This window comes from Sphingomonas sp. Ell38C01, assembly GCF_055231975.1.
This window is the reverse complement of record NZ_JBUYVA010000001.1, coordinates 1,316,240-1,328,868: the sequence shown is the minus strand read 5'-3', so window position 1 is coordinate 1,328,868 and position 12,629 is coordinate 1,316,240. Positions and strand designations below refer to the sequence as shown.

Sequence of the window (12,629 nt, the reverse complement as noted above, 5' to 3'; positions counted from 1 at the left end):
CATGCATTTCCTCGACCAGGCCAAGATCTTCGTCCGCTCCGGCAGCGGCGGCCCCGGCGCGGTCAGCTTCCGGCGCGAGAAGTTCATCGAATATGGCGGCCCCGACGGCGGCAACGGCGGCAAGGGCGGCGACATCATCTTCGAGGCGGTCTCCGGGCTGAACACGCTGATCGACTTCCGCTACACCCAGCATTTCCGTGCCCCGCGCGGGCATGGCGGCTCGGGCAGCAACCGCACCGGCGGCGGCGGCGACGATCTCGTCGTCAAGGTCCCGGTCGGCACCCAGATCCTGGCCGACGACGACGAGCGCACGCTGCTGCTCGACCTGACCGAGGTCGGCCAGCGCGAGATCTTCCTGCGCGGCGGCGATGGCGGGCGCGGCAACGCCAGCTACAAGACCTCGACCAACCGCGCCCCGCGCCAGCACGGCACCGGCTGGCCGAATGACGAGGCGTGGGTGTGGCTGCGGCTCAAGCTGCTCGCCGATGCCGGGCTCGTCGGGCTGCCCAATGCGGGCAAGTCGACCTTCATCAACGCGGTGACCAATGCGCAGGCCAAGGTCGGCGAATACGCCTTCACCACCACCCGCCCGCAATTGGGCGTCGTCCGCCACAAGGGTCGCGAGTTCGTCATCGCCGACATCCCCGGGCTGATCGAGGGCGCCGCCGAGGGCGCGGGCATCGGCGACCGGTTCCTCGGGCATATCGAGCGTTGCCGCGTCCTGCTCCACCTCGTCGACGCGAACGACGCCGACGTAGCGGAAAGCTATCGCATCGTCCGCGAGGAGCTGGAGAATTACGGCGCGGGCCTGGCGGACAAGCCGCACGTCGTCGTCCTCAACAAGATCGACACGCTCGACGACGAACTGATCGCGGCGCTCTCCGCCGAACTCGAAGACGCCAGCGGCACCGAGGTCCTCCCCGTCTCGGGCGCAGCGGGCACCGGCGTCGACTGGGCGCTCGACCGCCTGCTTGAGGCGATCCCGGAAAAGGGCGTCGCCGCCCCGGTGCCGGAGGACGATGACGGCGAGGACGCGATCGAATGGTCGCCGTTGTGATCGTGTGCACTAAAATCAGATTCCGTTCGCCCTGAGCTTGTCGAAGGGCGACCCGCAGATCGACAAGCGCTCGCATATCGGGCGCGAGGGACGCCCTTCGACAAGCTCAGGGCGAACGGCAGCGTTGAACGGCGTCGTCCGGCCTTGACTTCCCCCTGCGCCGACGATCGTGATACCCCATTGGCCCCCGCCCCCCCACCCGCTACGGCAGCGCGCATGCTCTTTCCCCCCGCCACCTGCCCGCGCCTCGTCGTCAAGGTCGGATCGGCGCTCCTCGTCGACGCCGACGGCGCGGTCCGGCGTGACTGGCTCGCGGGGCTCGTCGCGGACATCGCGGACCGCACCCGCGCGGGCCAGCAGGTCGCGGTCGTCTCCTCGGGCGCGATCGCGCTCGGCGCGCGTCGGCTCGGGCTCGCCAAAGGCGGCCGCGCCAACCTCGAGGACGCGCAAGCCGCCGCCGCCACCGGGCAGATCGCGCTTGCGGGCGTCTGGGCCGAACTGCTCCACGCCGAGGGGCTGACCGCCGCGCAGATGCTCGTCACGCTCGACGATCTCGAGGACCGCCGCCGCTATCTCAACGCCGCCGCGACGCTCGCGCGGCTGCTCCAGCTCGGCGTCGTCCCCGTCATCAACGAGAATGACAGCGTCGCCACCGCCGAGATCCGCTTCGGCGATAACGACCGCCTCGCCGCCCGCGTCGCGCAGGCCGCGCTCGCACAAGGCGTCGCGCTCTTGAGCGACATCGACGGCCTTTACGATCGCAACCCGCGCGATCCCGGCGCGACCCACATCGCGCAGGTCGACCGGATCGACGCGCGGATCGAGGCGATGGCGGACAGCGGCTCCGCCTCGGGCATGGGCTCGGGGGGCATGGTGTCTAAGATTGCCGCCGCGCGCATCGCGACCGCCGCCGGCGCGCACCTCGCGATCCTGTCCGGCAAGGTCGCGCGCCCGCTCTCGACCCCCGCGCGCCACACGCTCTTCGTCGCGGAGAAGACTGCGCCCGCGCGCAAGGCGTGGCTGGCGGGCGGGCTCACCGCGCGCGGCGCGATCCACGTCGATGCGGGCGCGGCGGGCGCGCTGGTCGACGGCGCCAGCCTGCTCGCGGCGGGCGCGACCCGCGTCGAGGGCCGGTTCGCGCGTGGCGACCTCGTCACGATCGAGGGCCCCGCGGGCACGATCGCGCGCGGGCTCGCCGAATACGACGCCGCGGACGCCGCGCGCCTGCTCGGCCGCCGCAGCGACGAGCACGCCGCGATCCTCGGCTACGCCCCCCGCGCCGCACTGGTCCACCGCAGCCACATGGCGCTGGTGTGAAGGCGCACCGCATGGATGGGCTCCCGCGAAGGCGGCAGCCCAGTCTGGATGCCCGCCTTCGAGCGGATTCAACGGCGCGAGGACTACCGTGATCCTGGCGCTCACCGGTGGCACAGGCTTCGTCGGCCGTCGCACGATCGACCGCGCGCTCGCCGCCGGCCACACCGTCCGCGCGCTCGCCCGCCGCGCGCAGTCCCCCCGCGACGGCGTCACCTGGATCCCCGGCGCGCTTGACGACCGCGCCACGCTCGCCACGCTCGTCGAAACAGCCGACGCCGTCATTCACATCGCCGGCGTCGTCAGCGCTTCCGATCGCGCCGGCTTCGTCGCGGGCAATGTCGACGGCACCCGCGCCGTCATCGACGCCGCCACCGCCGCACAGGTCCGCCGCGTCGTTCACGTCTCGTCGCTCTCCGCGCGCGAGCCCGGGCGCTCCGACTATGGCTGGTCGAAGCGCGAGGCCGAACGCGTCGTCGAGGCGAGCGCGCTCGACTGGACGATCGTCCGCCCCGCCGGCGTCTACGGCCCCGGCGACACTGAATTGCGCGACATGTTCCGGCTGGCGAAGCTCGGTCTCGCCTTCCTTCCCCCGCCCGGTCTCGTCGGGCTCGTCCATGTCGATGACCTCGCCGCGCTGCTCGTCGCGCTCGCGCAAGCCCCCGGCGATCGCGCCACCTACGAAATCGACGACGGCACCGCGCTGACTCACGCCGCCATGGCGCACGCGATCGGCGCCGCTGTTGGCCGCCGCATCCTGCCGATGCACCTGCCCGCCGCGCTGCTCCGCGCCGCCGCGTGGCTCGACGGACGCCTCCGCGGCCCGGCGGCGAAGCTGACCGCGGATCGCGTCGGCTATCTCACCCACCCGGACTGGACCGCCCGCGCGGACCACCGCCCGCCGCCCGCGCTCTGGACGCCCACGATCCCGACCGCGAAGGGGCTTGCCGACACCGCACGATGGTATCGCGCCCAAGGCCTGCTATAGCCGCGCCGAAAAGCGGCCTCATTCGCCCGATAGGAAGAGCGCCCAACCAAGGACGAAACATGAGCGACCGCGACCAGATCCTCGAGACCATCAAGGCGCAGATCGAGCCGTTCAACAAGAAGGGCGTCGCCATCACCGACGCGACCACCTTCCAGGGCGACCTCGAATGGGATTCGCTGACCGTGATGGATTTCGTCGCCGCGATCGAGGACGAGTTCGACATCATCATCACGATGAACATGCAGGCCGAGATCGAGACGGTCGGCCAGCTCGCCGACGCGGTCGCGCGGCTCAAGGGATAAGACATTGCCGCTCGTCGTGAGTAGTCGTCGAGCATAGTCGAGACGATGTATCGAGAGGCCGATACCTCGATACGGCCTCCCGGCTTCGCTCGATCCCTACTCGGCATGAACGGTTACAGGATACAGACATGACCGAATCCGGCCTCCAGCCCGAAGCCCTCCCGCTCGATCCCGAAGTGGTAGCCCCAGCCAACGTTCTTGGGCGCGACCTCTTCTCCAAGTTCGATCCGTTGATCGCGGAGCGCAAGGCGCTGGTCGACAGCGGCGTGCGCGATCCGTTCGCGATCGTGATGGACGAAGTGAAATCCCCCACGCTCGCGATCATCAAGGGCAGGGAGACGATCCTGCTCGGCACCTACAATTACATGGGCATGACGTTCGACCCGGACGTCATCGCAGCGGGCAAGCGCGCGCTCGACCAGTTCGGCAGCGGCACCAACGGCAGCCGGATGCTCAACGGCACCTTCCGCGACCATATCGAGGCCGAGGATGCGCTGCGCGAATTCTACGGCACCACCGGCGCGATCGTCTTCTCGACCGGCTACCAAGCGAATCTGGGCATCATCTCCGCGATCGCGGGCAAGGGCGAGTACGTCATCCTCGATGCGGACAGCCACGCGTCGATCTACGACGGCTGCGCGATGGGCAATGCGGAGATCGTCCGCTTCCGCCACAACTCGGTCGAGGATCTCGACAAGCGCCTCTCCCGCCTGCCGAAGGAACCCGGCAAGCTCGTCGTGCTCGAGGGCGTCTATTCGATGCTCGGCGACGTCGCGCCGCTGAAGGAAATGGTCGCGGTCGCGAAGAAGCACGGTTGCATGGTGCTCAGCGACGAGGCGCATTCGATGGGGTTCTTCGGCCCGAACGGCCGCGGCGTGTACGAGGAGTTGGGGCTTGCCGACGACATCGATTTCGTCGTCGGCACCTTCTCGAAATCGGTCGGGACGGTCGGCGGGTTCTGCGTGTCGAACCATCCGAAGTTCGAGGTGATGCGGATGGTGTGCCGCCCGTACATCTTCACCGCCAGCCTGCCGCCCTCGGTCGTCGCCACCGCCGCCACCTCGATCCGCAAGCTGATGACCGCGCACGCCAAGCGTGACCGGCTGTGGACCAGCGCGCGCCGCCTCCACGCCGGGCTCACCGCAATGGGGTTCAGGCTGGGCACCGAGACGTGCCAGTCCGCGATCCTCGCGGTGCTGCTCGACGATCAGGCGCAGGCCGTCGCGATGTGGCAATCGCTGCTTGAGGCCGGGCTATACGTCAACGTCGCGCGCCCGCCGGCGACGCCCGCGGGCATGTTCCTGCTGCGCTGCTCGGTCTGCGCAGAGCATACGCCCGAACAGGTCGAGGCGATCCTGGCGATGTTCCGCGACGCGGGCCGTGCCACGGGCGTGATCGGCTGACGGGCCCGGCCCTTTTCAGCCGTCGCGCGATACGATAGTCTTCTACCCGTGAGCGGGATCGAGGGCGATACCCCGTCCGGGGAGCCGGATGCGGGGCTGGCGACGCGCTGGCGCACGATCATGCTCGTCGTGATCGCGATGCTCGGCGCGGCGGTTCTCGTAGCGCTCATCGTGACGCTGGGCGAGGCGAACCGTCAGCGCGATCGCGCGCTCCGGCTCCAGGCGCACAGCTACGACGTGATGATCCTCGCGCGCACGCTGTCGGGGTCGATCGCGCGGTCGGAAGCGTCGCTGGGGCGCTACGTCATCTCGGGCGACAAGCAGCTCGGCACGCTCTATTTCGACGAATGGCGGCTGGCGGGCGACCAGATCACGAAGCTCGACCACATCACCGACGACAATGGCGAGCAGCAGCCGCGGATCGATCGCCTGCGCGCCGCCTACGACACCCGCGGGCGCGAACTGTCGCTCACCGCGCTCAGCACCAACTACGGCAAGAACGACCAGGCGCTTTCGCGCTATTACCAGGCGCGCAAGGCGGTTTCGCTCGCCGACATCAACGACACGCTCGACCAGATCATCGCGCGCGAACGCGTGCTGCTCGATCGGCGGACGACGGAGGCGATGGCCTCGGTCGCGCGCCAGACGAAGATCGCGCGCGTCCTGTCGGCGTTCGGGTTCCTGATCGTGGCGGGCGCGATCGCGCTCGGCTGGCTCACCGTCCGCGCGCTGACGCTCGGCGCGGTCGCGCGCGCCGAGGCAGATCGCGAGCGCGAGCGCGCCGAGGAACTCGCCACCGCGGTCGAGCAGGCGACCGACGAGCTGCGCGTGCAGGAAGCGCGGCTTCGCCAGGTCCAGAAGATGGAGGCGGTCGGCCAGCTGACCGGCGGGATCGCGCACGACTTCAACAACATGCTCGCGGTCGTCCTGGGCGGACTCGAACTGGCGCGCCGCAATCTCGCGACCGGCGGCAACGACGTCCTGCGCCATATCGACAGCGCGACCGAGGGCGCGACCCGCGCCGCCGCGCTCACCCGCCAGCTCCTCGCCTTCGCGCGCGAGGATGCGATCAACCCCGAACCCCTCGACGCCGGCGGGCTGATCGCGGGGATGTCGCACCTGCTCGACCGCACGCTGGGCGACGCGGTGACGGTCGCGATGCGCGACGAAAGCCGCGGCTGGCGCGTCCGCGCGGATCGCGTCCAGCTGGAAAACGCGCTGCTCAACCTCGCGGTCAATGCGCGCGACGCGATGGCGGGGCGCGGCACGCTGACGATCGCCGCGCGCGCCGAGACGCTGGCGGCGGACGCGGTTGGCGCTTGCGCGGCGGGCGACTATCTCGCGATCGCGGTCGTCGATACCGGCTGCGGGATGACGCCGCAGGTGATGGAGCGCGTGTTCGAACCGTTCTTCACCACCAAGCCGATCGGCAAGGGCACCGGGCTGGGGCTCAGCCAGATCTTCGGCTTCGTCCGCCAGCTCGGCGGCGAGGTCGCGCTCGCCTCGACGCCGGGGGTCGGGACGACGGTGACGCTCTACCTCCCGCGCGATATCGAGGACGCGGCGCCGGCCCCCGCCCCCGCGGCGGCCGGCCCCGTCGCGCCCGTCGATCCGCCCCCGGCGCTGCGCATCCTCGTCGTCGAGGACGACCCCCGCGTCCTCGCCGCGACCACCGGCGCACTGGAGGAGCTCGGCCATGACGCCGTCGCGTGCAACGATCCGCTCGCCGCGCCGGCGATGCTCGCCGGGGACGACGCGATCGACCTCATCATCACCGACGTGCTGATGCCCGGTCAGACCGGCCCTGAGATGATCGCGGGCCTTGCGGACTCGTATGCGCACATCCCGGTTCTGTTCGTCACCGGGTTCGCGGGCGAGCTGGGCGATGGCGGCGGGTTCGGTGGCCGCCACGTCCTGCGCAAGCCGTTCACGCTCTCCGGACTCGAAAGCGCCGTCGATGCCGCGATGGCCATGTCGCGCCAGGACCCGCCCGAACAGATCGCGGCGGAATGAGCCGATTTCGCTGCTGACGCCGCGCGATCCCCCGCCTATAGCATCGGGCTTCCCGCCGCAGCCGAGCCCGCCCACGCCGTCATGACATCGATCGATCGTTACATGGCGCGGCTGATCGCGCTGCCGCTCTTCTCCACGCTCATCATCGCGGCGATGCTGCTGGTGCTCGACCGGATGCTGCGGCTGTTCGAGTTCGTCGCGACCGAGGGCGGCCCGATCAGCGTCGTGTGGAAGATGCTGGCGAACCTGCTCCCGGAGTATCTGGGGCTCGGCATCCCGATCGGGCTGATGCTCGGCATCCTGCTCGCCTTCCGCAAGCTCGCGACCACCTCGGAGCTCGACGTGATGCGTGCGGTCGGCATGAGCTACCGCAAGCTCCTGAAGGTGCCGTACATGTATGCGGTGGCGCTCGCGCTGCTCAACCTCGCGATCGTCGGCTTCGTCCAGCCCCGCGCGCGCTACGCCTATGAACAGCTCCGTTTCGAGCTGCGCACCGGCGCGCTCGGCGCGTCGATCAAGGTCGGCGAGTTCACGCATCTGGGCGACCGGATGACGCTCAGGATCGAGCAAAGTCGCGACGGCGGGCGTCAGCTGTCGGGCATCTTCGTCCATGCGAAGACCCCCAAGGGCGACTGGCTCGGCGTCACCGCGGAGCGCGGCCAGTTCCTCGCGACCGACGACCCCAACGTCATCATCTTCCGCCTTACCAACGGCACGCTGATCCACAACCGCCCCGGCTTCGTCGCGCCGCGCACGCTGACGTTCAGCAGCCACGACCTGCCGATCGACCTGCCCAAGTTCGAAAGCTTCCGCACCCGCGGCGAGGACAGCCTCGAATACACGCTCCCCGAACTCGCGAAGCTCGGCAAGCAGGGGCAGACCGAGGCGCAGCGCGACGGCAGCCGCGCCGAATTCCATTTCCGCGTGACCGAGGTCATGACGATGTTCCTGCTCCCGCTGCTCGGGCTGGCGCTCGGCGTCCCGCCCAAGCGGTCGACCTCGGCGCTCGGCGTCATCGTCGCGATCGTGATGATCGTCACCTATTTCAAGATCAACCAGTACGCCGCGGGCATCGGCGAACTGGGCCGCGTCGATCCGCTGATCGCGCTATGGACGCCGTTCCTCGTCTTCGCCGCGCTCGTCGGCTGGATGTTCTACACCATCGCCTACGTCCCCGGCGGCCAGCCGATCGGCGGGCTGGAGAAGTTCTTCTCCAAGGCCGCCAAGCTCGTCACCAATCGCCTGCCCGGCAATCGCCGCAAGCGCCGTGCCGCGCTGGAGGCGGGGGCATGACGTCGTTCTTCCCCTCGCGCACCGTCGCGATATACATGGCGCGGCTGTTCCTGACGCGCACCTTCGGCATCCTCGCCGGGCTGGTGCTGGTGCTGCTCACGCTCAACCTGTTGAGCGAATCGGGGCGGATCCTCGCCTATCAGGGCAACGGGCAGGGCGAGGTGTGGCGCTACGTATCGCTGCGCGGGCCGGAGCTGATTGCGTTCGGTCTGCCCTATTCGGTGCTGCTCGGCACGATCCTGACGCTGATGCAGATGAACCAGAACAGCGAGATTATTGCGCTCAAGGCCTCGGGGCTCTCCGCGCACCAGGTGCTCGCGCCCTTGCTCGTCTCCAGCGTGTTCGTCGCGATCCTCAGCTTCGCGTTCAACGACCGCATCGTCAGCCGCGCCACCGCGACGCTCAACCAGTGGGAGAACGTCTCCTACGGTCCGCTCCCGATCGATCGCGGGGACCGCACCAACGTGTGGGTCCGCGACGGCGACGACCTGATCCAGGTCGATCAGATCCGCGGCCGCGGCACTGCGGCGCAGCTTGGCGGCATCACGCTCTACGACCGTACCGGCGGCAACCTCCAGGCGATCGTCACCGCGCCGCGCGGCGTGTTCGCGGGCGGCGGCTGGCGGATCGCGCCGGCGAAACGGTTCGAGGTCGCGAGCGGCCGGGTCACCAATGTCGGTGCGATCGTGATCGCGAACGGCGTCCGCCCCGACCAGTTCACGCTCGCCAAGGTCGATGCGGAGGGGCTGTCGTTCGGCGCGCTCAAGGCCGCGATCAGCGACCTCGCCGAGTCGGGCCGCCCGACCAAGGCGCTGGAAGGCGCGCTATGGCACAAGCTTTCGGGTCCGCTGTCAGCGGTGCTGATGCCGCTACTGGGCGCGGTCGCGGCGTTCGGCATCGCGCGCTCGGGCAGGCTGTTCGTCCGCGCGGTCGCGGGCATGGCGCTGGGCTTCGCCTATTTCGTCGCGGACAATTTCGCGCTCGCGATGGGCAGCCTGGGCGCCTACCCCCCCTTCCTCGCCGCCTGGGCGCCGTTCCTGCTGTTCCTGCTGATCGGCGAAGCGGTGTTGATCCGCACCGAGGAATAGCGCCGATGCTGGCCTCGGTCCGTCGCCATCGATCGATCGCGATCGTCGCGATGGCCGTCGTGACGATCGATATTGTCTTGCTCGCGACCGGGATTCATTTCCTTCATCGCCTCCCCAACGTCACTGACGCCTATGCGCTGGTCTATCCGCCGGCATCCGGCGAACGGCATCAGCGGGAAAGCACCTGGACATTCGTCCTCGCCCTGCCGGTCGGGGCCATCTTCACGGGCGCGTGTGCGATCCACGCCATGCACGCGGCCCGTACCGATGCAGCCAGGCGCGCAAGGCAGGGTTTCGTCCTATGTGTCATGGTCTACGCCACGTTCGTCATCGCTGCGGTCGGGCGGTTCGCCGCGATCCGCGCATGGCTCGGCGGCGGGTAGGAGCTCAGCCCCGCCGCACCATCGTCGACCGCGCGATCTTCCACACCAGCCCGGGCAGCCCCTTGTAGCTCGCCTTGTGGTATGGCGATCCCGCGTCCAGCACCGCAGAGATCCGCCGGTGCGCCTCGCCGAGCGCATGATAGGGCACCCCCGGCAACAGGTGATGCAGCGCATGATAGCGCAAGCCCACCGGGGCCCACAGCATCGGCAGCATCGACGGCGGCGGCACGTTGACGGTATCGAGATACTGCGCGGTGACGCTCATCGTCTCGCCCTCATTTTCCCACAGATGCGCGACCAATGTGCGCACCTGGTTCACCACCGCGACCGCGGACGCCACACTCAGGAAGATCAGGAACGCGCGCACCGGGATCACCCCCGTCGCCACCAGCGTCAGCAGCGCGATCGCCCACAGGCTCGCCACGGTTTCGATTCGTGCCCACTGCGTCGCGAATGCGCCCTCCGGCATGCGTCGCCGGAACGACGGGTTGATCGCCAGCGCCGAGAAGCGCTCGACCACCGGCTTGCGAAGCGCCGGGATCATCACCGACAGCGGGGACAGGATCGCATAGCGGATCAGCAGCCCGACCGGCGCGAGCGCCGAGATCACGATGAACAGCGGCAGCGTCCACGGCTTCATCAGCGCCAGCGGCAGATATTCGGGATCCTCGGCGGTGCCGTAGCGCGTCTTCGCGTGGTGGAGGTTGTGCACCCCCTCGTACATGAACGAGGGCGTCAGCATCGGCACCCCGACCAACGCGTTCCACCCCAGCCGGAAGTGCGGCAGCGACGCGTGCTTCACGTGCGTCAGCTCGTGGATGAAGCTGATCGCGCGGTACAGCGCCAGCACCGACACAATGCCCGCCGCGATCGCCACCGCGACCGACGGCGTCAGCACCGCCAGCGCCAGCGCGCCGTACCCCGCCGTCACCGACGCGAGCAGGTCCGCCCAGTAGATGCCCGGCCGCGGCGCGATCAGGTCGCGCGTCAACTCCGCGGCAGCGCGCAGCATCGCCTTGTCGTCGGGAATGGCGTGCAGCGCGACACGTGGCGTCGCCGCGGTGTCGCGATTGAGGGTCAGCGAGGTCGTCATGCCGATATCCATTGGCCCAAGATAGTGGCGATACGGTGTCTTTTACACCGCCTGCCGTGCACATGGATGACGGAAACGTCACTCGCCATGATCGACTGCGCCGGTTACGAAGCGCGCCGGATTGCAGCGTGGGGACGCATCGATGGCAGACACCTTCACTATTCGCCCGGTCGAGACGAAACGCGACCGCAAGGCCTTTATCGACCTGCCGTTCCGGCTGTACCGGGACGATCCCAACTGGATCCCGCCGCTGAAGGGCGAGGCGCTCGGGCTCATCACGCCCGCCAAGAACGGGTGGTACAGCCACGCGAAGGCGCAACTGTTCCTAGCGGAGCAGGCCGGGCGCGTCGTCGGGCGCGTCTCCGCGCACATCGACACGCTCGCGCTGGAGATGCCCGCCGAGCAGGGATTCGGCCCCGGCACCGGCCAATGGGGCCTGATGGAGGCGGAGCGCGAGGATATCTTCGTCGCGCTGCTGGCCAAGGCGCAGGACTGGCTCCGCGCGCAGGGCATGACGCGCGCGCTGGGTCCGATCTCGCAATCGATCTGGGAGGAACCCGGGCTGCTGATCGAGGGCTACGACCATCCGCCGACGATCATGATGGGACACGCCCGCCCCGAATATCGCGGCTGGATCGAGCGCGCGGGCTATGCCCCGGTCAAGCAGCTGATGACCTACGAACTCGACATCACGCAGGAGTTTCCGCCGATCGTGAAGCGGATCATCCAGTCGGGCGAGAAGAACCCGCGCATCCGCATCCGCGAGGTCGACAAGACGAAGTTCGAGGAAGAGGCGGCGATCATCCTGTCGATCCTCAACGATGCATGGTCGGACAATTGGGGCTTCGTCCCCCTCACCCCGCCCGAGATCAAGGATGTCGGCGTGAAGCTCAAGCCGATCGTCTTCAACGACCTGATCCGCATCGCCGAGCTCGACGGCAGGCCCGTCGCGTTCATGATTACGCTGCCCGACCTGAACGAGGCGATCGCGCCGCTCAACGGCTCGCTCCTGCCCTTCGGCTGGGCGAAGCTGCTGCTGTGGCTGCGCCGACCGCAGGTGAAGACGATGCGCGTGCCGCTGATGGGGGTCGTCAAGGAGCTGCAATCGTCGCGCATGGCCAGCCAGCTGGCCTTCATGATGATCGAATATATCCGCCTCGCCGCGATCACCCGTTATGGTGCGACGCGCGGCGAGATCGGCTGGATCCTCGACGACAACCAGGGAATGCGCTCGATCGCCGAGACGATCCACAGCCGGGTCAACAAGGTCTACCAGGTCTATCTCGCAGATCTGTGACCGCCGCACCGGCCCGCGTCACGCGCGGGCCGGCCCGATCGATCACTTCCACTTGCTGACGTCGTAGCCCTGAGCCTGCCACTCGCCGCGCGATTTGCAGACCGTCCGCAGCACGCGCGTCCCGGTCATCTCGCCCTTGACGCAGTAACGCTGCGGCTTGGCGATCTCAGGCGCGACATTGCCAGCCGCCGGAGCGGGCGCAGGGGGCGCCTCGCGGGGTGCGGCGATCGCGGGGGTCGCCAGAACCAGCGCGGCGGATCCCAGCGCGACGAACAGACGATACGAACCGGTCATTGGAAAAGCTCCCGTGCGGCACCATGCCGACGACCGCATCAGTGCATTACCCGTGCCAGACACTCGTATCCAATGATTACAACGACTTGCATTTGACTACATCT

The 12,629-nt window shown here is 68.8% G+C and carries 12 protein-coding genes; 10 read left to right on the top strand and 2 right to left on the bottom strand.

The genetic code is table 11. The features are described from left to right. The first annotated feature begins 1 nt into the window (after position 1). The 9 genes from obgE to ACV7NO_RS06175 all read left to right on the top strand — a co-directional run bounded on the left by obgE (position 2) and on the right by ACV7NO_RS06175 (position 9,841). Complete coding sequence (gene obgE, locus ACV7NO_RS06215) at positions 2-1,057, top strand: GTPase ObgE (protein WP_463405145.1); 1,056 nt, start codon at positions 2-4, stop codon at positions 1,055-1,057. Between the two features lie 216 nt (positions 1,058-1,273). Further along, a complete protein-coding gene (proB, locus tag ACV7NO_RS06210; protein ID WP_463405144.1) occupies positions 1,274-2,374 on the top strand; it encodes a glutamate 5-kinase in 1,101 nt (366 codons plus the stop codon). Between the two features lie 88 nt (positions 2,375-2,462). Further along, entirely contained in the window at positions 2,463-3,359 is an 897-nt protein-coding gene (locus tag ACV7NO_RS06205; RefSeq protein ID WP_463405143.1) for an NAD-dependent epimerase/dehydratase family protein, read from the top strand. 59 nt (positions 3,360-3,418) lie between these two features. Then, complete coding sequence (locus ACV7NO_RS06200; RefSeq protein WP_463405142.1) at positions 3,419-3,661, top strand: acyl carrier protein; 243 nt, start codon at positions 3,419-3,421, stop codon at positions 3,659-3,661. A 128-nt stretch (positions 3,662-3,789) separates the two neighbouring features. After that, positions 3,790-5,064 (top strand): serine palmitoyltransferase, encoded by a 1,275-nt coding sequence (gene spt, locus ACV7NO_RS06195; RefSeq protein ID WP_463405141.1) that lies wholly within the window; start codon positions 3,790-3,792, stop codon positions 5,062-5,064. 120 nt (positions 5,065-5,184) lie between these two features. Then, positions 5,185-7,077 carry an ATP-binding protein gene (locus ACV7NO_RS06190; RefSeq protein ID WP_463407287.1) on the top strand — a complete coding sequence of 631 codons (1,893 nt, stop codon included), beginning with the start codon at positions 5,185-5,187 and terminating at the stop codon, positions 7,075-7,077. An 81-nt stretch (positions 7,078-7,158) separates the two neighbouring features. Next, positions 7,159-8,370, top strand: a complete 1,212-nt coding sequence (gene lptF, locus ACV7NO_RS06185) for an LPS export ABC transporter permease LptF (RefSeq protein ID WP_463405140.1) — start codon at positions 7,159-7,161, stop codon at positions 8,368-8,370. Continuing rightward, positions 8,367-9,458, top strand: a complete 1,092-nt coding sequence (gene lptG / locus ACV7NO_RS06180) for an LPS export ABC transporter permease LptG (RefSeq protein ID WP_463405139.1) — start codon at positions 8,367-8,369, stop codon at positions 9,456-9,458. Before lptF ends, lptG begins: the two co-directional genes overlap by 4 nt. Before the next feature lie 5 nt (positions 9,459-9,463). Beyond that, positions 9,464-9,841, top strand: a complete 378-nt coding sequence (locus ACV7NO_RS06175; RefSeq protein WP_463405138.1) for a hypothetical protein — start codon at positions 9,464-9,466, stop codon at positions 9,839-9,841. Positions 9,842-9,845: 4 nt separating this feature from the next. Here the strand turns inward: ACV7NO_RS06175 and ACV7NO_RS06170 are convergent, their stop codons facing one another. After that, positions 9,846-10,934, bottom strand: a complete 1,089-nt coding sequence (locus ACV7NO_RS06170; protein WP_463405137.1) for a fatty acid desaturase family protein — start codon at positions 10,932-10,934, stop codon at positions 9,846-9,848. A 142-nt stretch (positions 10,935-11,076) separates the two neighbouring features. Here ACV7NO_RS06170 and ACV7NO_RS06165 point away from each other — a divergent pair, with 142 nt between their 5' ends. Continuing rightward, the gene (locus ACV7NO_RS06165) at positions 11,077-12,231 is read left to right on the top strand and encodes an N-acetyltransferase (protein ID WP_463405136.1); all 1,155 of its coding nucleotides are present in this window, start codon (positions 11,077-11,079) and stop codon (positions 12,229-12,231) included. A 42-nt stretch (positions 12,232-12,273) separates the two neighbouring features. Here the strand turns inward: ACV7NO_RS06165 and ACV7NO_RS06160 are convergent, their stop codons facing one another. Beyond that, positions 12,274-12,525 carry a hypothetical protein gene (locus ACV7NO_RS06160; protein WP_463405135.1) on the bottom strand — a complete coding sequence of 84 codons (252 nt, stop codon included), beginning with the start codon at positions 12,523-12,525 and terminating at the stop codon, positions 12,274-12,276. Positions 12,526-12,629 lie beyond the last annotated feature (104 nt).